22 protein-coding genes are annotated in these 21,009 nt (G+C 73.5%); 8 read left to right on the top strand and 14 right to left on the bottom strand.

Annotation, left to right across the window (positions count from 1 at the left end; genetic code table 11):
- Window positions 1-178: 178 nt before the first annotated feature.
- Window positions 179-1,354 carry a PQQ-dependent sugar dehydrogenase gene (locus H5V45_RS10595; protein WP_343061505.1) on the bottom strand — a complete coding sequence of 392 codons (1,176 nt, stop codon included), beginning with the start codon at window positions 1,352-1,354 and terminating at the stop codon, window positions 179-181.
- Between the two features lie 97 nt (window positions 1,355-1,451).
- Here H5V45_RS10595 and H5V45_RS10600 point away from each other — a divergent pair, with 97 nt between their 5' ends.
- Complete coding sequence (locus H5V45_RS10600) at window positions 1,452-2,747, top strand: S1C family serine protease (protein ID WP_185252896.1); 1,296 nt, start codon at window positions 1,452-1,454, stop codon at window positions 2,745-2,747.
- A gap of 12 nt (window positions 2,748-2,759) precedes the next feature.
- Here H5V45_RS10600 and H5V45_RS10605 read toward each other — a convergent pair whose 3' ends face one another.
- On the bottom strand, window positions 2,760-3,275 hold the full coding sequence (locus tag H5V45_RS10605; protein ID WP_185252897.1) for a nuclear transport factor 2 family protein: 516 nt from the start codon (window positions 3,273-3,275) through the stop codon (window positions 2,760-2,762).
- On the bottom strand, window positions 3,272-3,703 hold the full coding sequence (locus H5V45_RS10610; RefSeq protein ID WP_185252898.1) for a PGPGW domain-containing protein: 432 nt from the start codon (window positions 3,701-3,703) through the stop codon (window positions 3,272-3,274). Before H5V45_RS10610 ends, H5V45_RS10605 begins: the two co-directional genes overlap by 4 nt.
- A 303-nt stretch (window positions 3,704-4,006) precedes the next feature.
- On the opposite strand from H5V45_RS10610, the gene H5V45_RS10615 reads away from it, so the two are divergent.
- From H5V45_RS10615 to H5V45_RS10630, 4 genes are read left to right on the top strand one after another with little or no spacing between them, the layout of a single operon-like run.
- Window positions 4,007-4,366, top strand: coding sequence for a hypothetical protein (locus tag H5V45_RS10615; protein ID WP_185252899.1), 360 nt, complete (start codon window positions 4,007-4,009; stop codon window positions 4,364-4,366).
- Window positions 4,363-6,273, top strand: a complete 1,911-nt coding sequence (locus H5V45_RS10620) for an APC family permease (protein WP_343061506.1) — start codon at window positions 4,363-4,365, stop codon at window positions 6,271-6,273. Before H5V45_RS10615 ends, H5V45_RS10620 begins: the two co-directional genes overlap by 4 nt.
- Window positions 6,274-6,280: 7 nt before the next feature.
- The gene (locus tag H5V45_RS10625; protein ID WP_185252900.1) at window positions 6,281-7,675 is read left to right on the top strand and encodes an ATP-binding protein; all 1,395 of its coding nucleotides are present in this window, start codon (window positions 6,281-6,283) and stop codon (window positions 7,673-7,675) included.
- The gene (locus H5V45_RS10630) at window positions 7,672-8,337 is read left to right on the top strand and encodes a response regulator (protein ID WP_185252901.1); all 666 of its coding nucleotides are present in this window, start codon (window positions 7,672-7,674) and stop codon (window positions 8,335-8,337) included. Before H5V45_RS10625 ends, H5V45_RS10630 begins: the two co-directional genes overlap by 4 nt.
- Before the next feature lie 28 nt (window positions 8,338-8,365).
- Here the strand turns inward: H5V45_RS10630 and H5V45_RS10635 are convergent, their stop codons facing one another.
- From H5V45_RS10635 to H5V45_RS10645, 3 genes are all read right to left on the bottom strand, one after another.
- Window positions 8,366-9,055, bottom strand: coding sequence for a GAF domain-containing protein (locus tag H5V45_RS10635; protein ID WP_185252902.1), 690 nt, complete (start codon window positions 9,053-9,055; stop codon window positions 8,366-8,368).
- A 66-nt stretch (window positions 9,056-9,121) separates the two neighbouring features.
- Window positions 9,122-10,534 (bottom strand): NAD(P)-binding protein, encoded by a 1,413-nt coding sequence (locus H5V45_RS10640; protein ID WP_185252903.1) that lies wholly within the window; start codon window positions 10,532-10,534, stop codon window positions 9,122-9,124.
- Between the two features lie 84 nt (window positions 10,535-10,618).
- Window positions 10,619-11,293 (bottom strand): HAD family hydrolase, encoded by a 675-nt coding sequence (locus H5V45_RS10645; RefSeq protein WP_185252904.1) that lies wholly within the window; start codon window positions 11,291-11,293, stop codon window positions 10,619-10,621.
- A gap of 243 nt (window positions 11,294-11,536) precedes the next feature.
- Here H5V45_RS10645 and H5V45_RS10650 point away from each other — a divergent pair, with 243 nt between their 5' ends.
- Window positions 11,537-12,184, top strand: a complete 648-nt coding sequence (locus tag H5V45_RS10650; protein WP_185252905.1) for a response regulator transcription factor — start codon at window positions 11,537-11,539, stop codon at window positions 12,182-12,184.
- A gap of 15 nt (window positions 12,185-12,199) precedes the next feature.
- Here the strand turns inward: H5V45_RS10650 and H5V45_RS10655 are convergent, their stop codons facing one another.
- Window positions 12,200-12,766 carry a type 1 glutamine amidotransferase domain-containing protein gene (locus H5V45_RS10655; protein WP_185252906.1) on the bottom strand — a complete coding sequence of 189 codons (567 nt, stop codon included), beginning with the start codon at window positions 12,764-12,766 and terminating at the stop codon, window positions 12,200-12,202.
- 102 nt (window positions 12,767-12,868) lie between these two features.
- Between H5V45_RS10655 and H5V45_RS10660 the strand changes: the two genes are divergently transcribed.
- The gene (locus H5V45_RS10660) at window positions 12,869-13,510 is read left to right on the top strand and encodes a methyltransferase domain-containing protein (RefSeq protein WP_185252907.1); all 642 of its coding nucleotides are present in this window, start codon (window positions 12,869-12,871) and stop codon (window positions 13,508-13,510) included.
- A 14-nt stretch (window positions 13,511-13,524) separates the two neighbouring features.
- Here the strand turns inward: H5V45_RS10660 and H5V45_RS10665 are convergent, their stop codons facing one another.
- The 3 genes from H5V45_RS10665 to H5V45_RS22665 all read right to left on the bottom strand — a co-directional run bounded on the left by H5V45_RS10665 (window position 13,525) and on the right by H5V45_RS22665 (window position 15,444).
- Entirely contained in the window at window positions 13,525-13,734 is a 210-nt protein-coding gene (locus H5V45_RS10665) for a CDGSH iron-sulfur domain-containing protein (RefSeq protein ID WP_343061507.1), read from the bottom strand.
- Window positions 13,731-14,732: an iron-containing redox enzyme family protein gene (locus H5V45_RS10670; protein ID WP_185252908.1), complete on the bottom strand. Its 1,002-nt coding sequence runs from the start codon at window positions 14,730-14,732 to the stop codon at window positions 13,731-13,733. The genes H5V45_RS10665 and H5V45_RS10670 overlap by 4 nt, the downstream gene beginning before the upstream one ends.
- A 118-nt stretch (window positions 14,733-14,850) precedes the next feature.
- Complete coding sequence (locus H5V45_RS22665; RefSeq protein WP_185252909.1) at window positions 14,851-15,444, bottom strand: LuxR C-terminal-related transcriptional regulator; 594 nt, start codon at window positions 15,442-15,444, stop codon at window positions 14,851-14,853.
- A gap of 100 nt (window positions 15,445-15,544) precedes the next feature.
- Between H5V45_RS22665 and H5V45_RS10680 the strand changes: the two genes are divergently transcribed.
- Entirely contained in the window at window positions 15,545-15,895 is a 351-nt protein-coding gene (locus H5V45_RS10680; RefSeq protein ID WP_185252910.1) for an MmcQ/YjbR family DNA-binding protein, read from the top strand.
- Window positions 15,896-15,904: 9 nt separating this feature from the next.
- Here H5V45_RS10680 and H5V45_RS10685 read toward each other — a convergent pair whose 3' ends face one another.
- From H5V45_RS10685 to chvE, 4 genes are all read right to left on the bottom strand, one after another.
- Window positions 15,905-16,882, bottom strand: coding sequence for an aldose epimerase family protein (locus H5V45_RS10685; RefSeq protein WP_185252911.1), 978 nt, complete (start codon window positions 16,880-16,882; stop codon window positions 15,905-15,907).
- Between the two features lie 25 nt (window positions 16,883-16,907).
- Window positions 16,908-18,179 (bottom strand): multiple monosaccharide ABC transporter permease, encoded by a 1,272-nt coding sequence (gene mmsB, locus H5V45_RS10690; protein WP_185252912.1) that lies wholly within the window; start codon window positions 18,177-18,179, stop codon window positions 16,908-16,910.
- 34 nt (window positions 18,180-18,213) lie between these two features.
- Window positions 18,214-19,785, bottom strand: a complete 1,572-nt coding sequence (gene mmsA / locus H5V45_RS10695; protein ID WP_185252913.1) for a multiple monosaccharide ABC transporter ATP-binding protein — start codon at window positions 19,783-19,785, stop codon at window positions 18,214-18,216.
- A 120-nt stretch (window positions 19,786-19,905) separates the two neighbouring features.
- Window positions 19,906-20,979 carry a multiple monosaccharide ABC transporter substrate-binding protein gene (gene chvE / locus H5V45_RS10700; RefSeq protein ID WP_343061509.1) on the bottom strand — a complete coding sequence of 358 codons (1,074 nt, stop codon included), beginning with the start codon at window positions 20,977-20,979 and terminating at the stop codon, window positions 19,906-19,908.
- Window positions 20,980-21,009: the final 30 nt, after the last annotated feature.

Consider the following 21,009-nt stretch of genomic DNA (forward strand, 5'->3'; position numbering starts at 1 on the left):
CTCTGCCGGCCGGCACTCGGTTGACGGCGCACCGCCGGCGCCTGAACGTGCCTCGGCCGATCTGCAGATGCGCCGACTCGGCACTCCCAGCGTCTGCAGATGCGCCGACTCGGCACTCCCAGCGTCTGCAGATGCGCCGACTCGGCACCCCCAACGTCTGCAGATGCGCCGACTCGGCTCAGGTCAGGGTGACGCGCAGCAGCTTGTCGTCGTGGGGGCCGGGGGTGGCGCGGCCGTCGCGGTTGGAGGTGCCGACCCACAGCGAGCCGTCGGGCGCGAGGGCGACGGCGCGGACCCGGCCGAGCCGGTCGTCGACGAGGTGGCGGCGGACGGTGCCGCGCTCGTCACCGTCCAGCTCGACGGAGAAGACGCACTGGCCCTGCAGGGCGCCGAGCCACGCCCGGCCCTGCGCGACGGCGATGCCGCTCGGGGAGCAGTCGTCGGGCAGCCAGGTCGCGAGCGGGTCGACCAGCCCGCGACCGCCGCCGGTGCCCTCGACCTGCGGCCAGCCGTAGTTGCCGCCGGGCTCGATGAGGTTGAGCTCGTCGGCGGCGTCCTCGCCGAACTCCGAGGCCCACAGCCGGCCGTCCTCGTCGAGGGTGATCCCCTCGACGTTGCGGTGCCCGTAGCTCCACACCGGGTTGCCGAAGGGGTTGCCCTGCGGCGTGCCCCCGGTGTCGGTGATCCGCAGGACCTTGCCGTTGAGCGACTCCCGGTCCTGCGCGCTCGCGGAGTTCTCCGCGTCGCCTGTCGAGACGAACAGCAGCCCTTCCGCCCCGAAGACCAGGCCGCCGCCGTTGTGGTGCACCGACGTCGCGATGCCGGTCAGCAGCGGCTCGGGCTCGCCGAGGCCGGAGCCGGCGTACCGCATCCGCACCACCCGGTTGTCCGACGCCGTCGAGACGTAGGCGTAGAGCCACGGCTCGTCGGGGTACGACGGGTGCAGGGCGAGCCCGAGCAGTCCGCCCTCCCCACCCTGGGCGGCGCCGCTGACGACGCCGGGCACGGTCCCGATGACGTCGGCACCCTCGGGCCCGACGAGCAGCACCTCGGCGGTGTCGCGCATCGAGACCAGCGCGCGCCCGTCCGGGAGGAACGTGATCCCCCACGGCACGGCCAGGTCCCGCGAGAGCTCGCCCGCGATCGCGGGGCGGACCTCGACCGGGGGCTCGGCGGTCTCGCCCGGCGACGGGTCGGCGGAGGTCGCCGAGGACGACGGGGACCCGGGTGACGTCGGCGTCCCCGACGGGCGGGCGGACGGCGTCCCCTCGCTGTCGCACGCGGCCAGCCCCGCCAGGCCCACGAGTGCCCCGGCCCGCAGGAAGGTGCCGCGTCGCATGCTCCAGGTCGTCACGGCCGAAACGGTAACCAACGCCCGCACATCCCCACTCACAGCGGACCGACAGACGGCTCATCCGTCGTTGTCAGGTCGGCGTACTCCACTGGGGACCATGGACAACGACCCCTTCCTCCCCCAGCAGCCCCCGCCCGCCACGCCGGACCACGCGACCGGCCCAGGACCCGCCGAGGCGGCCACCCCCGCACCCCGCCGCCACGGCTGGCGCGGGGTGCTCGCGGGCGCCGCGGCCGGCGCGCTGATGGCCACCGCCGTGGCCGTCCCGGTCGCCTGGCGCGTCGCCGGGCACCAGGACGCAAGCACCGGCTCGACCGCGGTCGCCACTTCCCCCGTGGCCGGCACGACCGACGGCACCACCGACGGGGGCACGGCCACGCTGCCGGACACCGGCACCCTCCCGGACCAGGGCACCCTTCCCGGCCAGGCCCCGGGCAGCGGCACCGGGGGCGGCACGACGTACGGCGGCCCCGCCCAGTCCTCGTCGGCCACCCGGACCGACGCGACGGACGCGCAGTCCGCCGGCGTCGTCCTCATCGACACCACCCTCACGGACGGCACCGGCGCGGGCACCGGCCTGGTGATCGGCAGCGACGGCCTGGTGCTCACGAACTACCACGTCGTCGAGGACTCCACGGACGTCCAGGTCACGATCGCCACCACCGGCAAGACGTACGACGCCGAGGTGGTCGGCCACGACGAGGCGGCCGACGTCGCGCTGCTGCGGCTCGACGACGCGAGCGGCCTCACGACGGTCGCCCTCGACGACGACGGCGGCGCCGCGGTCGACGACGCGGTCACGGCGATCGGCAACGCGGAGGGCCAGGGCTACCTGTCGGCCTCCTCCGGCGACGTCGTCGCGGTGGACCAGGACATCACCACGAGCAGCAGCGACGGCAGCGCCGACGAGAGCCTGACCGGACTGCTCGAGATGGACGCCGCCGTGGTGCCCGGCTACTCGGGCGGGGCGCTGCTCGACGCCGAGGGCGAGGTCGTCGGCATCACGACCGCGGCGTCCAGCGGCCAGGTGGCGGAGAGCTACGCCGTCCCGATCGCCACGGCGCTCGCCGTCGTCGACCAGATCGAGTCCGGCACCGAGACGTCCGCGGTCGAGATCGGTCCGTCGGCCTACCTCGGCATCGGCGTCGCCTCCCAGGGGACCGGCGGCGTCACCGTCGCGGAGGTCGAGAGCGGCCAGGCGGCGGCCGGCGCCGGCATCGTCGCCGGCGACACGGTCACGGGGCTCGGCGGCACCCGGATCACGTCGTACGACGACCTCCGCAGCGTGCTGGCCGCCCACGAGCCGGGCGACTCCGTACGGATCGCCTGGACCGACGCCGACGGCGCCGCCCACCACGCGACCGTCACGCTCGGCTCGTCCCCGGTGAACTAGAAGAGGCGCGGGTCAACCGAACTGCGCGAGGTACGCCGCGCCCTCGTCGTCCAGGTTGCCGTGCTCGCGGGCGATCCGGGCCCACCGCACGGCCATCCGGGCGAAGCGCATCGGGTTGTAGACGTCCTCCTCGGCGCTGAACAGCCCGTCGCCGGCGTACGTCATGATCGTGAGGTTCGGCTCCTCCAGCATCGTGCCGTCGCCGGGGTCGGGCATCAGGTTGCGGACCTCGCAGATCAGCCGCGAGGTCGGTGCGTCCACGACCTGCCAGGCCAGCGGGAAGCCGGTCATCACCGACCCGGGGAAGCTCGTCATCGTGCGCACCGACCACGCGCGGATCTCCTCGCGGCCGCGGAAGGTGCCGAACGCGTGCTCGGTGTAGACGGCGTCCTCGGTGAAGAGGTCCGCGAAGCCGGTCCAGTCGCCGGTGGCGGCGAACCGCTCGACGTGGCCGTGCAGGAGGGCGTACGCCTCGGTGATCTCCTCCGCGGAGAACGACCCGGGCCCGCCCGTCCCGCGCCCGGTCACGGCCGGAAGCGCCGGTAGCTGTAGACGATCATCCCCAACGCGAAGAGCCCGGACAGCACCTGCGTGACGCCGGTCCACATCCCGCCCGCGAGCCACCACTTGTCGGCGATCGGCCACCAGCCGGGAGCCGGGGGCTGGAGGATCCACAGGACGCCCGCGGCCACGAGGAGCAGCGCGAAGATCGACGAGACGATGATCCGCGGCCAGGTCTCGACGCTGTCGGCGGCGCCCTTGAGAGCCTTCTCCTTGACGGGCTCGACGCGCCGCTCGGCCCACTCGTACTGCTGCGAGAGCAGCACCAGGCCCGCGAAGATCCCGAGCAGCCCGGGCCCGGGCAGGACGAGGGCGGCGATGCCCGCGACGACGAGCAGCCAACCGAGCGTCTCGAGGGCGACGCGCTTGGCCGCTGCCCCTCCGGGAGCCTTCATGCGCTCAGCCTGTCAGAGCGGTCCAACGGGCGGGGCCCCACGCGCCGCCGCCCGGCCCTGCGAGTGGCCCGGCACGGGGGATGACCGGGCCACTCACAGGACCGGGCGACTGGCGCCTCGGTGCGGGTGGAAGGGGATGGACCACCTGCACGGTCGGGGTGTGCCCACCACTCTGCCCGCGGTCGGGCCCGGCGAGATGGGCCCGAGGTGCGAACTCGTCTGGTGCCGATGCACTAGATCGCCGCCCGTCAGGATTCCGTCAAGGAACGCCGGCGCGGGTCGGGACCGCCCGACGCTGGCCGGGTGAGCCTCCACGTCGACCTCCGCCGCCCCCACCACGACACCCTCCGCACCCAGGTGCTGACCGCGCCGCCGTACCGCCTGTTCGTCGCCCTGTGGGGCGGGCTCGCCGCGGTCGACGTCGGCCGAGCCGCGCACGCGTCACCGACCGTCCAGGTGGCTCTGCTCGCGCTGCTCGTCGGCGCCTGCAGCGTGGGCCAGCGCCCGCTGCCCGCGCTCACGGTCGCCGGCGTCGCCTGGTTGGTGGCGACGGGGTTCGTCGCCCACGACGACGGCCGGCTCGCGCTGTCCGGCAGCGCCGACGCGGTCCGCCTCACGGTGCTGGCCGGCGTCGCCCTGCTCGCGACGGAGGTCCGTCGATGAGCGCCCTCGTGCGTCCGGACGCCCGCACCGACGCCCGCCCTGACCCCCGCACGACACCGGCGCCCGCCGAGGAGGGCCACAGCTGGTGGCGGGTGATGTGCCTGACCGGCGTCGACTACTTCTCCACGCTCGGCTACCAGCCCGGCATCGCGGCGCTGGCCGCCGGCCTGCTCAGCCCGCTGGCCACGATCGTGCTGGTGCTGCTGACGCTGCTCGGCGCGCTGCCGGTCTACCGCCGCGTCGCCGAGGAGTCCCCGCACGGCGAGGGCTCCATCGCCATGCTCGAGCGGCTGATGGGGTTCTGGAAGGGCAAGCTGTTCGTGCTCGTCCTGCTCGGCTTCGCGGCCACCGACTTCATCATCACGATGACGCTCTCGGCCGCCGACGCGAGCGCCCACCTGATCGAGAACCCGAACCTCAACAGCGTCCTCGACGGCCACCAGCTCGTCATCACGCTGGTCCTGCTCGCGCTGCTCGGCGGCGTCTTCCTGCGCGGCTTCGGCGAGGCGATGGGCGTCGCGGTCGCGCTCGTCGTGGTCTACCTCGCGCTCAACGTCGTGGTGATCGGCGTGGCCCTCGCGCACGTCGCCACCCACCCCGCCGTCGTCACCGACTGGACCGACGCGCTCACCCGGCAGCACGGCGACCCGCTCGCGATGGTCGCGATCGCGCTGCTGGTCTTCCCCAAGCTCGCGCTCGGCATGTCCGGCTTCGAGACCGGCGTCGCGGTGATGCCGCACGTGCGCGGCGACGCCAGCGACACCGCGAGCAACCCCGCCGGGCGGATCCGCGACACCAAGCGGCTGCTCACCACCGCGGCGGTGATCATGAGCTGCTTCCTCGTCACCAGCTCGTTCGCCACCACGCTGCTGATCCCGGAGGCGGCGTTCCAGGACGGCGGCCCGGCGAACGGCCGCGCCCTGGCCTACCTGGCGCACGAGTACCTCGGCAACGCCTTCGGGACGACGTACGACGCCTCCACCATCGCCATCCTGTGGTTCGCCGGTGCCTCGGCGATGGCCGGGCTGCTCAACCTGATCCCGCGCTACCTGCCGCGCTACGGCATGGCGCCGAACTGGGCCCGCGCCGTGCGGCCGCTCGTCCTGGTGCTGACCTTCACGGCCTTCCTCATCACCTGGATCTTCGACGCCGACGTCGACGCGCAGGGCGGTGCCTACGCGACCGGGGTGCTGGTCCTCTTCACCAGCGCCGGCGTCGCGGTCACGCTGGCGGCCCGCCGCGCGGGGCAGCGCCGGCTGACGGTGGCATTCGCGCTGATCACCGCGGTCTTCGTCTACACGACGGTCGACAACGTGGTGGAGCGCCCCGACGGGCTGAAGATCGGGCTCTGCTTCATCGGCGCGATCATCGCCGTCTCGATCGCGTCGCGGCTGCGCCGGGCCTTCGAGCTCCGGGTCAGCACGGTCGAGCTGGACGCCACCACGCAGGTGTTCGTCCGCGACTGCGCGCGCCGCACGATCCGGCTGGTCGCCAACGAGGCCGACGACCGCGACCCGCAGGAGTACGACGACAAGATCCGCCAGATCCGGCGCGACCACGACCTCCCCCACGACCCGGACGTCATCTTCGTCGAGGTGACCGTCACCGACCCGAGCGACTTCGAGGCACCGCTGGTGGTGCATGGCGAGGTGCTGCACGACCGCTTCCGGGTGATCACGCTCGAGTCCTCGTCGGTGCCGACCGCGCTGGCCGCGCTGCTGCTGGAGGTCCGCGACCTGTCCGGCGCCCAGCCGCACATCTACTTCGAGTGGACCGAGGGCAGCCCCCTCGCCCAGCTGCTCCGCTTCCTGCTCTTCGGGCAGGGCGAGGTCGCGCCGGTCACCCGGGAGGTGCTCCGCCGCGCCGAGCCCGACCGCGCGCGGCGACCGCACGTCCATGTCGGATGATGGCGGGGTGACGGTCCTTCCCGACGCGGGAGCGGGGTCCCTGACCCGGACCCGGGTGTACGCCGGCTGGTCGCTCGCCGTCGTCGGGACCGGCCTGCTGACCGCCGTGCTGGTCCCGCTGCACCAGGGCGCCGCGCCGACCTTCGAGGCGATGCTGTTCCTGGCGCTGGCGGTCGCCTGCGCCCTGGTCGGGGGGCGCTGGCCGGCGCTGGGCGCCTCGCTGCTCGGCACCCTGTCGCTGAACTACTTCTTCACCGCGCCCTTCCACACGCTCGCGGTCGAGAGCGGGCTCAACGTCCTGACGCTTATGCTCTTCGCGGCGGTCTCGGCCTCGGTCGCCTCCGTGGTCGACTCCGCCGCCCGGCGCCGCCACCAGGCCGGCCGCGCCCGCGCCGAGGCCGACACGCTGGCGATGCTGAACCGCCGGGTGCTCGGCGGGGAGTACGCCGAGCCCGAGCTGCTCGCCCTGGCCCGGGACACCTTCGGTGCGCGGGCGGCCGAGCTGGCGCCGTACGACACGGCGGTGCCGGCGGGCGACACCGCCGTGCCCGCGGCCGCCCGGACGCTCCTGGTGCTCCGCGGCGTCAGCCTGGCGCCGGCCGAGCGGCGGGTGCTCGCGGCCTTCGCGTCGCACGTGGGCGTGCTCGGGCAGCGCGAGGAGCTGGCCCGGCAGACCGCCGCCGCCCGCTCGCTCGAGGCCGGCAACCGGACCCGCACCGCGCTGCTCGCGGCCGTCTCGCACGACCTGCGCACCCCCCTCGCCGGGATCCGCGCGGCGGCGGAGACGCTGCGCCACCACGACGCGCGGCTGCCCGCCGAGGAGCGCCGCGAGCTGCTCACCGCGATCGAGGAGTCGGTCGGCCGGCTGACCACGATCGTCGCGGACCTGCTCGACATGAGCCGCCTGCAGACCGGCGCCGTGGTGCCGCTGCTCACCGCCGCGGTCCCGGACGACGTCGTCGAGGCCGCGCTGGCCGGCGTCGACGCCGACGCACGGCGCCGGGTGCACGTCGCCGGGCCGCTGCCAGCCGTCGTGGCCGACGTCGCCCTGCTGGAGCGGGTGCTGGCCAACCTGCTCGGCAACGCCCTGCGGCACTCCGCGACGGCGGTCGAGGTGACCGCCGCGACCGACGCGGGCCGGGTCCGGATCGACGTCGTCGACCACGGCCCCGGGGTCCCGCCCGACCAGCGGGCCCACATCTTCGAGCCGTTCCTCCGTCTCGGCGACCAGCACCGGGGCGAGGGCGTCGGGCTCGGGCTGGCGGTCGCCCGCGGCCTGGTCGAGGCGCAGGGCGGCACGCTCCACGTCGAGGAGACGCCCGGGGGCGGGCTGACCGCCGTCGTCGAGCTCGCGGCGGCCCCGGCCGGCCCGGCCGGCCCGGCCCCGGCGGTCGACCGATGAGGGTCCTGGTCGTCGAGGACGACCCGGTCCTGCGGCGCACGCTCGCCATCGCGCTGCGCGCCGAGGGCCACACCGCGCTCACGGCCGCCGACGGCCGCACGGCGCTGCAGGCCTGCCGCGAGGACGACCCCGACCTGGTGGTCCTCGACCTCGGGCTGCCGGACCTGTCCGGCGTCGAGGTGCTGCGCTCCCTGCGCGCGTGGACCCGGCTGCCCGTGATCGTGCTGTCCGCCCGCGCCGAGTCGTCCGACAAGGTCGGGGCGCTGGACGACGGGGCAGACGACTACGTCACCAAGCCCTTCGGCATGGAGGAGCTGCTGGCGCGGGTCCGGGCCGCCGGGCGACGGGCCGACGTGGACGTGCCCGTCCTCGAGACCGGATCGCTCCGCATCGACGTCGGCGAGCGGCGCGCCACCCGCGACGGGGCGCCGGTCCGGCTGACCCCGCACGAGTGGGGGCTGCTCGAGGTGCTGCTCCGCGCACCCGGCCGGCTGGTGGCGCGCGCCGACCTGCTGCACGAGGTGTGGGGGCCGGGCTACGAGCGGGAGACGAACTACCTCCGCACGTACGTCGCCACGCTCCGCAAGAAGCTCGAGGAGGACCCCGCCCACCCGCGGCACCTGATCACCGAGCCGGGGATCGGTTACCGCTTCGAGCCCTGAGCCCGCGGCACCGACGCCGCGGCCGGGCTCAGGGGTTGCGCAGCCGGATGACGGCCTCGGCGAGCTGGGTCTCGCTGATGCCGGCGCGGTCGGCGGCCTCGCGGATCCGGTTGCGGGCCATCGGGACCGAGACCTGCTGCTCGGCCGACACGATCTCGGCGGCCCGGTCGATCGTGGAGGCGGAGCGCAGCTTGCGCGGCGCCCGGAGCGCCTCGCGCAGGCTGGCGAAGGGCAGGTCGGCGTTGGTGACGGCGCCCTCGACCCACGCGCCGAGCGCCTCGGCGAGCTCCTCGTGGTGGCCGGCGAAGGCACGCCGCGAGGCGCCGTACAGGCTGATCGCGCCGGCGACGCGACCGCCGTCGACCAGCGGCATGGTCAGGGTGCTCTTCACGCAGGGGGCGGCGTTCAGCAGCGCACGCTCCTGCCAGGAGTCCTCGTCGAGGAGGTCGTCGGTGGTGCTGGGCTCGGGGGCGGCCACGGCGTCGGACCCGGAGCCGGAGGGGCGCTGGAGGGCGTCGAAGACCGCGCGCTGGGCGTGGGAGGCGAGCAGGGTGAACGTCACGCCGTGCTCGGCCGACTCCATGCTCAGCCCGACGATGTCGGGCACCACGGCGGAAGCGCGCTCGCCGAGGTCCGTGAGCTCCTCGAGCAGGTCGCCGTCGTGGACGAACGGCCCGAGCTCCTCGATCGCCCAGACGGTCTCCGGGATGGGTTCCATTGGTTTCCCCCTAGACCTCTGGGCGTACCCGCCCACCGCGCCGTCATGCACCGCGCGGGCGTCGGTCTAGCGGGTGAGATGCGCCAGCGCCGCGCGCGCGGCGTTCCAGCCGCACATCCCGTGCGCCCCGGCGCCCGGCGGCGTCGCCGCGGAGCAGAGGAAGACCCCGGGCACGCCGGTCGCGTAGGGGTCCGCGGCCAGCCGGGGGCGGAACACCACCTGGAGCGGATCGTTGGCGCCCGTGAGGATGTCGCCGCCGACGAAGTTGGCGTTGTCGGCCGCGATCCGCGCGGTCGACCGGACGTGCGTCGCGAGCACCCGCTCGCGGAAGCCGGGCGCGAACCGCTCGAGCTGCGCGGTGATCGCCGTGGTCGCGTCGCCGGTGAAGCCGGCGGGGACGTGGGCGTAGGTGTAGACGGGGTGGACGCCGTCGCGCGTCCGCCCCGGGTCGGCCACGCCCTGCTGCCCGACGAGGACGAACGGCCGCTCGGGCATCCGGCCCCGGGTCACCTGCCTCTCGGCGGCGGCGACCTCCTCGAAGGAGCCGCCGACGTGCACGGTCCCGGCCTGCCGGGACTCCCCGTGCGCCCACGGGACCCCGCCCTCGACGGCATAGTCGACCTTGAAGGCGCCGGGCCCGTGGCGGTAGCGGCGGTAGGCACGGGCGACCCCGGCCGGCAGCCGGTCGCCGATGATGTCGGCGGCGGCGCGCGGCGCGGTGTCGAGCAGGACCAGGTCGGTGTCGAGGTCGGCGAGGTGGTCGACGCGGCGACCGGTCTCGAAGGTGACGCCGCGCTGCCGGGCCAGCGCGACGACCGCGCGGGCGATGGCCGCCGAGCCGCCCTCGGCGACCGGCCAGCCGTAGGCGTGCGCCGAGGTCGCCAGTGCGACGCCGACGGCCGACGAGAAGGGCGTGCCGAGCGGTCGGAACGCGTGTGCCGCGGCGCCGGCGAAGAGCGCCCGCGCCTCGGGGTGCTCCCACCTCCGCGCCAGCGTGCGCGCCGGCAGGGCGGCGTACGCCCCGAAGCGGGCGAGGTGGAACGGGTGCCGCGGGACGTGCAGCATCGGCTGCACGAACTCCTCGACGACCGTGTCGAAGCGGTCGGTCAGCGGGCCGAACATCCGCTGCCACGACGTGCCGTCGGTGCCGAGCCCCGCGGCCGTGACCTCGACCGAGCGCCGCAGGGCGGCTCCGGTGCCCCCGTCCAGCGGGTGCGAGAACTCCACCGGCGCCCAGCGCCAGGTCAGGCCGGCTCCGGCCAGGTCGAAGGCCCGGGCGAACGCCGTGCCGACCGCGAGCGGGTGGAAGCCGGAGCACTCGTCGTGCACGAGCCCGGGCAGCGTGAGCTCGGCCGAGCGGACCCCGCCCCCGAGGGTGTCGGCCGCCTCGACGACGTGCACCTGCACCCCCGCCTCGGCCAGCGTCAGCGCGGCGGCCAGGCCGTTCGGTCCGCTGCCGACGACGGTCGCCGTGGTCACGAGACGCCCCACCTCCGCCGGCGCGCGGGCGGCGCCGTGCGGGCAACGTAGCGCAGGCGACGGGCGCCCGGCGTACGGCTGGCCTCAGGCGGTGGCGGCGAGATCCGCGAGCGCGGCGTCGAGCCCGTCGGCGAGCTCCCGGGCCGAGGCGAAGACCGCGACGGCCCCCGCCTCGCGCAGCTCCGCCTCCGAGAAGCCGCCCGAGAGCAGGCCCCAGCACGGGAGGCCGGCCTCGTGCGCGGCCGCGACGTCCCAGACCGCGTCGCCCACGACGACGGCACGGCCGCCTCCGGCCTCGACGGCACGCGCGACCAGCTCACCGGACGGCTTGCTCCGGTCGGCGTCGGAGCCGGTCAGGACCTCGTGGACGAGCGTGTCGGCGCCGTCGACGAGGTCGAGCAGGCGGTGCGTCAGCTCGCGTCCCCCCGAGCTCGCGAGCACGACGTCGAGGCCGGCGGCGCGGAGGCCCGCCAGCAGCTCGACGGCACCGTCGGTGGGCACGATCTCGTGGAAGCGCTCGTCGAGGTGCCGGGCGTGCTGGTCGCGGACCGTGTCACCGACGGCGGCCTCGACGGCGTCGCTGGTGAGGTGGGCGACCAGCCGGTCGCCGCCCATGCCGATCCCGCGGTGGATGCGGTGCGCGGGCACGTCCACGCCGACGTCGCGGAAGGCCGCCTTCCAGGCCAGCGTGTGGACGTAGACCGAGTCGACGAGGGTGCCGTCGAGGTCGAGGACCACGGTGTCGACGTGGGAGCTCATGTCTGCCTCCGGGGTGGGGGTGCCTGGTCGGACCCGATCCCCGTCCCGTGCCCCTCGGCGTGCCCGCCCAATCCACCCTCCAGGGTGTGTCCCGCCGCCGGGATGCCGAGGTGCAATGGCGGTACGCCGTCGTGGCCCCCGGGGTGCGGGCTCGTGACTTACGCAGTCCGTTCGGGAGGACCCGTCCGCCGCGCATCGTGGGCCATGACGGCGCCCATGCCTCGCTCCACCTAGAATCTGCCCATGCCCGACACGCACGGACGGATCCGCATCGCGGTCCTCAACGACTACGAGATCGTGGTCCGCGGGGTAGCCGCTGCGCTCGACCCGTTCGCGGACCGGATCCACGTGGTGGAGCTCGACAGCCAGATGCCCGTGGTGAGCGACGTCGACATCGTCCTCTACGACACCTTCGGCCAGGTCCAGGGCGACGCGGTCGAGGTGGAGAAGCTGCGCTCCGGGGACGCGAAGCTCGTCGTCTTCTCCTGGAACGTCGCCCCCGAGCTGGTCGAGAAGGCCCTGGCCCGCGGGGCCGCGGGCTACCTCTCCAAGGGTCTCGACGCCGAGGACCTCGCGACCTCCATCGAGCGGGTCTGCCGGGGCGAGGTCGTGGTGCCCGAGGGCGCCACCGCCGCGGACCCGGAGGCCTTCGGCCGCTGGCCCGGCGACGAGCACGGTCTGTCGGCACGCGAGGCCGAGATGATCGCGTTGATCGTGCAGGGCCTGCGCAACCAGGACATCGCCGAGCGCAGCTACCTCTCGATCAACTCCGTGAAGACCTACATCCGCACGGCCTACCGCAAGATCGGCGTGAACACCCGCGCCCAGGCCGTGGTCTGGGGCATGGGCCACGGCTTCGAGCCCGACCGGAGCCGGCAGCTCGAGCCGTGACCCGGCCCGTCGGCCTCAGGCCGACGCGTCCCCAGCACCCCGGGCCACCAGCGCCGCGAACTCGCGGTTGAACGCCGGCAGGTCGTCGGGGTTGCGGCTCGTGACGAGGTTGCCGTCCACGACGACCTCGCGGTCGACCCAGGAGCCGCCCGCGTTGCGGATGTCGGTCTGCAGGCTCGGCCACGACGTCAGCTCGCGGCCCTTCACGGCGTCCGCCTCCACCAGGGTCCAGATCGCGTGGCAGATCGCGGCGACGGGCTTGCCCGACTCCACGAAGGCCCGCACGAAGTCGACGGCGGGCGCGCTGGTGCGCAGGACGTCGGGGTTGGCGACGCCGCCGGGCAGCACGAGGCCGTCGTACTCCTCCACCGTGACGTCGTCGACGACCCGGTCCACCTCGAACGTGTCGCCCTTGTCGAGGTGGTCGAAGGCCTGCACGCGGCCGGTCTCGGTGCTGATCAGCACGGGCGTGCCGCCGGCCTCCTCGACCGCCTGCCACGGCTCGGTGAGCTCGATCTGCTCGATCCCCTCGGTCGCCACCAGGAACGCGATCGTCCTGCCCTGCATGCCGTTGTCGCTCATCGTGCACTCCTCTCGTCGGTGTCCTCGCTGCGTACCCGTCCGCCTCCCGCTACAGCACCGCCCGTTGGGGTGTGCCCGCCCCGGGGACGGGTACCGGACTGCATGACCACCCGCACCGACGACGCCGTCCCCGCCCGCGAGACCCTGCCGTTCGGCCCGCTCGAGATCGCCTTCGACAGCCGCCTCCTGCGGCCCCGGGCGTGGACCGCCGCGCAGTCGTCCTGGGTCGCGGAGCTGCTGCCGGGCGCGCCCGCGGGTCCGGTGCTCGAGCTGTGCTCGGGGGCCGGGCACATCGGGCTGCTCGCCGTGCTCGACGCCGACCGGGACCTCGTCTGCGTGGACGTGAACCCCGCCGCCGCCGAACGCACCCGGGAGAACGCGCTGGCCGCCGGACTCGGCGACCGCGTCGAGACCCGCTGCGCCCCGATCGCCTCCGCCCTGCACGAGGACGAGCGCTTCGCGGCGGTCGTCGCTGACCCGCCGTGGGTGCCGGCGGCCGAGACCGGCCGCTTCCCCGAGGACCCGCTGCTCGCCATCGACGGCGGGGTGGACGGGCTCACCGTCGCGCGCGAGTGCGTGGCCGCGATCGGTCGCCACCTGCTGACGGGCGGCTCGGCGGTCCTCCAGCTCGGCACCACCGCGCAGGTGGCGCAGCTCGAGCACCTCGTGGCGGCGTACGACGGGCTGGGCGTGGTCGAGGTCCGCACCTTCGAGCGCGGCGTGCTGGCCCGGCTCACGCGCTAGCCGCCGGGTCTGCGTCAGCGGGGGCGGAGGTTCTCCGGGAGCAGCTTGTGGCTGCCGTCGCACCACGGCTTCGTGGAGGAGCGGTGGCAGCGGCAGACCGCGGAGACCGGCCGGGTGGTGGCGTGCCGAACGCCGTCGGCGTCCTCGATGACGTGGTCGCCGCGCAGCAGCATCGGCCCGCCGGGACAGAGCACGACGTCCGGGTGACCGGTCGGCCCGCTCACGCGACGGCCGCCCGGTGCTCGACCTGCCAGCGCGCCAGCAGGGTGTCGGCGAGCCGGTCCTCGAGGTCGAGGCAGGTGTAGGCGCCGAAGAAGACGTCGGGCAGCAGCGCCGGGTCGTCGGCGACGAGCGAGCCGCAGATCGTCCGGACGGCCAGCTGCTCGTGCACGGCGTCGGCCTCCACGTGCTCGCGGTAGTAGCCGGACATCTCGGCCGGGAACCCGAGCCGGTCGAGTCCCTGGACGAGCCGGGCCGACGGTCCGGAGCTGGTGACCTCGAAGGCCGCCAGGTGGCCGAGCGCCGCCCCGCGGAGCCGGCGCTGCAGCCCGAACATCGTCATCGCGTTGTTCTGCTCGAGGATCTCGTACGGCGCCTCGTCGGCGTACGCGCCGTACGCCGCCTCCAGACCGCTGGCCGCGAGACCGCGCGCGAAGAGCCCGGCGTGGTGCCGGGACGGGTCGCCGGCGCCGTACTCGTCGAACATCAGCTCCATCAGCGCGGCCTGGGTCGACCCGGGCAGCCGCGGCAGCACCCACGCGGTCGGGTCGGACTCCTTGAGGTGGTAGATCGAGCGCAGCCGCAGGAGCTCGCGCACCTGGTCGGCGTCGGCGTCGCGCTGCACGAAGCGGGCCAGCGACGGCCCGTCGTGGTCGGCGACGAAGCCGAAGAACCCGTCCGCGAGGTCGGCGTCGCCGGAGCCGCCCGCGTCCTCGCCGGGCAGCCCGTCGCCGGCGTGGGCCGCGGCGAAGCGACGGCGCAGCTCGGCCTCGAGGTCCCGCTCGAGGTCGGCGCGGACGGCCAGCAGCTCGGGCGACCACTCGAGGGCGTCGTCGACGTCCTCGAAGCCGCGGTAGTGCAGCTCGTGCAGGACCCACAGGGTCAGGGCGGCGTCCTCGCGGTCCGAGGCGGTGGGGCGCCCCAGCGACCCCGGGGCGGCGGCGCCGGTCAGGACCTCCAGCACCGCGCCGCTCAGGGCGCCACGCGCGGCGGGGGTCAGCATCCCCGGGTCCAGCCTGTCGACGTCATCCTCCAGTTGTACCCGCCACCGCCGCGGCCCACCCCGCCCGATGGGGTGTGGCCGGCTCACTCAGGCGTCGGGCCCCTCAGGAGCCGGGCGGTCAGGAGTCCGGGCCGAGCCCGTGCGCCATCCCCCAGGCGACCGCCTGGGTGCGCCGCGAGACGCCGATCTTGCGGTAGCCCGACCGGATGTAGGTCTTGACCGAGTTGATCGAGAGGTAGAGCGCCGTCGCGATCTCGGTGTTGGTCAGGCCCCGCGTGATCAGCCCGAGGATCTCGGCCTCGCGCGGGGTCAGCTCGCGCTCGTCGCCGCGCAGGTCGTCCAGGTCCTCCAGCGGGCTCCGCTCGTCGACCGCGACCGCCTCGATCGCCGCGACCAGCTCGGCCGCGGTCAGCACCCGCGGCACCCGGGGCCCGACCCCGGAGTGGCCGTTGCGCTGGGTCCGCGCGTCGTTCCAGGTGTACGCCGAGGAGCGGGCGCCACTGTCGCGCACCAGGTCGCGCAGGGCCCGGCGCGTGGCGTCCGACTGGCCCTCGGGCTCGAAGAGGATCACCTCGGCGGCACGCTCCCCCACGACCCGGACATCGACCACGACGACCTGCTCCGGGTGCCGCTCCAGGAGGGCCCGGAAGCCCGCGACCGCGACCTCGTGGTCGTCGGTGACGACGACGCGGACGGGGCGGGGCGCTGACACGTCGTGAACCTATGGCCGCGGCCGCTCCGGGGCCTCGCGTGTCGCCTCACCCAAACAGGTGGAAGTGGTCGCTGTCGGTCCGGATCGCCATGATGGGGCGGTGTCCAGCACCCTCGCCGACCTCCTCGACCTCGTCGGTCAGCTGCCCGAGGTGGCCCGGACCGACCGGGGCCGCTACCTCCGGCTGGAGGTGGCCACGCGTCCGTTCGGCTACGTCTGGGAGCCGACGCGCACGGTCGGGCTCAAGCAGACGCTCGCCGAGCAGCTGGCCCTGGTCGCCGAGCGCCCGGACGTCTTCGAGGTGCAGTTCACGACGGGCGCCTTCGGCTGGGTCGTCGTCCACCTCGACGGCGTCGAGCGCGACGAGCTGGCCGAGCTGACCTTCGAGGCGTGGCGGCTCACCGCCCCGACGGTCCTCGTCGAGGCGCGCGCCGACCGGCTGCCCGTCTGACCGGGCAGCTCAGACGAGCTGCAGCGGGCGGGCCGGCCCGCCGCGCAGCATGGCGTTCCAGACGTAGACCTCCGGGGCGCGGAGGACCGGCGAGCGCCAGGTCTCGTGGTGCACGGCGTCGGGGTAGAGCCCCGGCTCGAGGGCGACGCCCCGGACGGGCTCCCCGCCCGTGTCCGGCAGGTCGTGGGCGGTGTAGACGTGCAGCCCCGGCTGGTCGCTGGACATCCGCACCTCGACGTCGCGGCCGCGCAGGCGCGCGACGGGACGCATGCCGGTGCCGTCGACCGCGTAGGTGTGGTCGACCCCGCCGGTCGCCCCCACGAGGTCGGCCAGCGAGCGCCCGGGCCGCAGGTCCGCGGGGTGGCCGTCGAGCGGCTCGACCACGCCCGTCGGCACCTTGCCGGCCGCCGGCAGCCAGGCCGCGGCCGGCACCCACAGCCGCGCGTCGGCCGGGTCGTCGGCCACGTGGAGGTAGGGGTGCACCGTGAGGGCGACGCAGGTCGGCCGGTCGGTGGTGGCGCGGAAGCGCACGCCGAGCCGGTCGCCGACGACCACGAACCGCGCGGTGACGACCACCCGGCCGGGGAAGCCCTGGTCGCCGTCGGGGCTCTCCAGGCGCAGCACGGCACATCCCGACGTCGTCGACACGACCTGCCAGGTGCGGCGGTCGAAGCCGTCGCCGCCCCCGTGCAGGGTGCGCCCGTCGTCGTTGCGGTCCAGCTCGTACGCCGTCCCGTCGATGTCCAGGCGCCCCCCGGCGATCCGGTTGGCGACGCGGCCGATGGTGGCGCCGGCGTACGACGGCGAGGCGAGGTAGCCCTCGTCGTCCGCCGGTCCGCTCAGCACGTCGCGCCACCGGCCGCTCGACGTCCGTGCCCACATCCGGACGAGGCGGGCGCCCCGCGGCGACAGGTCGACGACCAGGTCCCGCGAGGCGATCCGCACGCCCGTGCGCAGCGGCTCCTCCACCTGCGCGACGCTGGTCATCGACCGGCCCTCCGTTCGGGTGCCGCTAGCGGGCGGAGCCGCTGGAGCCAGGTGGACCGGCGTTGAGCTTCTCGAGCAGCTCGTCCGGTGGTGGCGCCGTGGCCTGCTGCTTCTCGGCCCCGGCCCCACCGCCCCCGGCCGTGCGCTTCTTGTTCCACACGTCGAACGCGACGGCGCCGAGCAGCACCAGGCCCTTGATGGCCTGCTGCCAGTCGATCGAGACGCCCTGCAGGGACATGCCGTTGTTGAGGACACCCATGACGAGACCACCGATGATGGCGCCGATCACGGTGCCGACGCCGCCGGTGACGGCCGCGCCGCCGATGAAGGACGCCGCGATCGCGTCCAGCTCGAAGTTCACGCCGGCCTTGGGGTTGGCGGCCGTGAGGCGGGCGGTGGTGACCAGGCCGGCGAGCCCGGCGAGCATGCCCATGTTCACCATGACCATGAAGTCGACGCGCTTGGTGTTGACGCCCGACATCGTCGCGGCGTCGACGTTGCCGCCGATGGCGTAGACGTGACGGCCGATCACGGTCTTGCTCATGATGAAGGTGTAGAGGCCGATCAGGGCGAAGAGGATGACGCCGACGATCGGCAGGCCGCGGGCGGCGGCGAGCAGGTAGCAGAACTCGAGGATGACCGCGGCGAGGACGACCTGCTTGACCAGGAAGATCCACATCGGCAGGACCTCGAAGTTGTAGGTCAGGGCGGCCTGGCGCTTGCGGTAGTCGAGCACCACGAGGACCGCGACCACGACGACCCCGAGGACCAGGGTGAGGTTGTGCAGGCCGGTGTCCGGGCCGATCTCGGGCAGGAAGCCGTTGCCCATCGACTTGAAGCCCTCGGGCAGGCCGCCGACCGTCGCGCCGTTGAGCACGACCAGCGTGAGGCCGCGGAAGAGCAGCATGCTGGCCAGGGTCACGATGAACGCCGGGATGCCGACGTACGCGACCCAGAAGCCGTGCCAGGCGCCGATCAGCGCGGCGAGCACGAGGCAGAGGATCACCGCCAGCGGCCACGGGACGTCGTGCTTGGTCATCAGGATCGCGCCCACGGCGCCCACGAACGCCGCCACCGACCCGACCGACAGGTCGATGTGGCGGGCCACGATCACGATGACCATGCCGATCGCCAGGATCAGGATCTGGGCGTTCTGGACGACGAGGTTGGACACGTTCAGCGGCTTGAGCAGGACGCCGCTGGTCGAGAGCTGGAACAGCACGATGATCGCCGCGAGGGCGATGATCATGCCGTACTGGCGGACGTTGCCGCGCAGGATGCTGGTCAGACTTGTCATGAGGGTCTCGGCTTGTCTCGGTGGGGACGGCGGGTCAGCGGGCGTCGGCGGTCATGTGGCGCATCAACGCCTCCTGGGTCGCCTCGTCGCGGGTGAACTCATGGGTGATGGCGCCCTCGGCGAGGGTGTAGATCCGGTCGCACAGGCCGAGCAGCTCGGGCAGCTCGGAGGAGATCACCAGGACGCCCTTGCCCTCGCGGGCGAGCGCCTGGATGATCCCGTAGATCTCGAACTTCGCGCCGACGTCGATCCCCCGGGTCGGCTCGTCGAGGATCAGCAGCCGGGGTTGGGTGTAGAGCCACTTCGACAGCACCACCTTCTGCTGGTTGCCGCCGGAGAGCTTGCCCACGCCGGCCGTGACGCTGGGGGCCTTGATGTTGAAGCTCTTGCGGTACTCCTCGGCGACGACCACCTCGCGGTGCTCGTCCACCATCACCTTGCCGACGCCGGTGCGGAGCTGGTCGAGCCCCGCCGCCGAGATCGACGTCTTGATGTCGTCGAGCAGGTTGAGGCCCAGGCCCTTGCGGTCCTCGCTCACGTAGGCGATGCCGGCGCCGATGGCCTCGTGCACGGACTTGAGGTGCAGCTCCTTGCCGTCGAGCAGGACGGTGCCCGAGTGCTTGCTGCCGTAGCTGCGGCCGAAGATGCTGCGGGCGAGCTCGGTGCGCCCGGCCCCCATCAGCCCGGCGATGCCGACGATCTCGCCGCGACGGACCGAGAGGTTCGCGTCCTGGATGACCGTGCGGGAGCGGTCGTCGGGGTGCGCGACGTTCCAGTCCTTGAGCTCGAAGAGCACGCCGCCGATCTCGGGGGTGTGGTCCGGGAAGCGGTGGTCCAGGTCGCGACCGACCATCCCGCGGATGATGCGGTCCTCGTCGACGCCGCCCTGGGCGACGTCGAGCGTCTCGATCGTCCGGCCGTCGCGGATGATCGTGATCGCGTCGCTGACGCGCTCGATCTCGTTGAGCTTGTGGCTGATCATGATCGAGGTGATGCCCTTGCCCTGCAGCCCCTTGAGCAGGTCGAGCAGGTGCGTCGAGTCGTCGTCGTTGAGCGCCGCGGTCGGCTCGTCGAGGATGAGCAGCTTGACGTCCTTGCTCAGCGCCTTGGCGATCTCGACGAGCTGCTGCTTGCCGATGCCGAGGTCCTTGACCGGGGTGAGCGGGTTGTCGCGCAGCCCCACGCGGGCCATCAGCTCGATGGCCCGGTGGTGGGTGGAGTCCCAGTCGATGACGCCCCCGATGACGCCGCGCAGCAGGCCGCGGCGACGCGAGCCGGCGCCGTTCTCGTTGCCGAGGAAGATGTTCTCCGCGATCGACAGCTCGGGGATGAGCGCCAGCTCCTGGTGGATGATGACGATCCCGGCGGCCTCGCTGTCCCGGATGTTCGAGAACTGCACGGGCTGGTTCTCGAAGAGGATCTCGCCGTCGTAGGAGCCGTGCGGGTAGACCCCGCTCAGCACCTTCATCAGCGTGGACTTGCCGGCGCCGTTCTCCCCGCAGATCGCGTGGATGGCCCCGCGCTGCACCGTGAGGTTGACGTCGTTGAGCGCGAGCACGCCCGGGAAGCGCTTGGTGATCGAGCGCATCTGGAGGATCGGCTCCATGGTGCGCGCTCCTTTCGTCGCAGGTCGTCGCGTGTCGACGCCGTTCGTTGCGGTGTCCCCCGGGGTGGCGTGTGTGGGAGCACGCTCCCCCACCCCGGGGGACAGTCTGGTGCGGAGGTGCTACTTCAGCTCGTCCGCCGTGTAGTAGCCCGAGTCCACGAGGGTCTCGGTCACGTTGGACTTGTCCACGGTCACCGGGTCCAGGAGGTACGACGGGACGACCTTCTTGCCGTTGTCGTAGGTCTTGGTGTCGTTGACCTCGACGTCGGTGCCGTCGTTGATCGCCTTGATCATGTCGACGGTGACCTTCGCGAGCTCACGGGTGTCCTTGAAGATCGTGGAGTACTGCTCGCCGGCCTCGATCGACTTGACCGACTGCAGCTCGGCGTCCTGGCCGGTGACGACCGGGAGCTCCTTGCCGCCGCCGCCGTAGCCGTTGCCCTGCAGCGCGGCGATGATGCCGAGCGAGAGGCCGTCGTACGGCGAGAGCACGCCGTCGACCGTCTCGGACGCGTAGGTGCGGGTGAGGATGTCCTCCATGCGCTTCTGCGCGGTGGCCGGGTCCCAGCGCAGGATGGCGACCTGCTCGAAGTCGGTCTGCTCCGACGGAACGACGATGTCGCCCGAGTCGATGAGGGGCTGGAGCACCGACATGGCGCCGTTGAAGAAGAAGGTGGCGTTGTTGTCGTCCGGCGAGCCGGCGAAGAGCTCGACGTTGTAGGGGCCGTCGCCGCGCGACTTCAGGCCGTCGACGAGCGACTCGGCCTGCAGGACGCCGACCTTGAAGTTGTCGAAGGTCGTGTAGTAGTCGACCGTGTCCGAGTCGCGGATCAGGCGGTCGTAGGAGATCACGTCGATGTCCTGGCTCTCGGCGGTGTCGAGCACCTCGCCCAGCGCCGTGCCGTCGATCGCGGCGATGACGAGCATGTCGACGCCCTTGGTGACCATGTTCTCGATCTGCGAGACCTGGGTCGGGATGTCGTCCTCGGCGTACTGCAGGTCGACGCTGTAGCCCGCGTCCTCGAGCTGCTTCTTGATGTTGTTGCCGTCGGCGATCCAGCGCTCCGAGGACTTCGTCGGCATGGCGACGCCGATGGTGCCCTTGCCGCCGTCGCCCGAGCCGCTGTCACCGCCACAGGCGGCCAGGCCGAGCACCAAGGTCGCCGCGACAGCGGTGGTGAGTAGCTTGCGCACGATGTTTCTCCATTTCACTACTCGGGTCGG

The organism is Nocardioides luti (assembly GCF_014212315.1).
GTDB lineage: Bacteria > Actinomycetota > Actinomycetes > Propionibacteriales > Nocardioidaceae > Nocardioides > Nocardioides luti.

What these genes read in the sequence shown, in the direction of transcription:
- H5V45_RS10600 (WP_185252896.1), top strand. Translation starts at nt 1,452, where the DNA reads ATGGACAACGACCCCTTCCTCCCCCAGCAGCCCCCGCCCGCCACGCCG.
- H5V45_RS10610 (WP_185252898.1), bottom strand. Translation starts at nt 3,703, where the DNA reads ATGAAGGCTCCCGGAGGGGCAGCGGCCAAGCGCGTCGCCCTCGAGACG.
- H5V45_RS10620 (WP_343061506.1), top strand. Translation starts at nt 4,363, where the DNA reads ATGAGCGCCCTCGTGCGTCCGGACGCCCGCACCGACGCCCGCCCTGAC.
- H5V45_RS10630 (WP_185252901.1), top strand. Translation starts at nt 7,672, where the DNA reads ATGAGGGTCCTGGTCGTCGAGGACGACCCGGTCCTGCGGCGCACGCTC.
- H5V45_RS10635 (WP_185252902.1), bottom strand. Translation starts at nt 9,055, where the DNA reads ATGGAACCCATCCCGGAGACCGTCTGGGCGATCGAGGAGCTCGGGCCG.
- H5V45_RS10645 (WP_185252904.1), bottom strand. Translation starts at nt 11,293, where the DNA reads ATGAGCTCCCACGTCGACACCGTGGTCCTCGACCTCGACGGCACCCTC.
- H5V45_RS10650 (WP_185252905.1), top strand. Translation starts at nt 11,537, where the DNA reads ATGCCCGACACGCACGGACGGATCCGCATCGCGGTCCTCAACGACTAC.
- H5V45_RS10655 (WP_185252906.1), bottom strand. Translation starts at nt 12,766, where the DNA reads ATGAGCGACAACGGCATGCAGGGCAGGACGATCGCGTTCCTGGTGGCG.
- H5V45_RS10660 (WP_185252907.1), top strand. Translation starts at nt 12,869, where the DNA reads ATGACCACCCGCACCGACGACGCCGTCCCCGCCCGCGAGACCCTGCCG.
- H5V45_RS10670 (WP_185252908.1), bottom strand. Translation starts at nt 14,732, where the DNA reads ATGCTGACCCCCGCCGCGCGTGGCGCCCTGAGCGGCGCGGTGCTGGAG.
- H5V45_RS10685 (WP_185252911.1), bottom strand. Translation starts at nt 16,882, where the DNA reads ATGACCAGCGTCGCGCAGGTGGAGGAGCCGCTGCGCACGGGCGTGCGG.
- mmsB (WP_185252912.1), bottom strand. Translation starts at nt 18,179, where the DNA reads ATGACAAGTCTGACCAGCATCCTGCGCGGCAACGTCCGCCAGTACGGC.
- mmsA (WP_185252913.1), bottom strand. Translation starts at nt 19,785, where the DNA reads ATGGAGCCGATCCTCCAGATGCGCTCGATCACCAAGCGCTTCCCGGGC.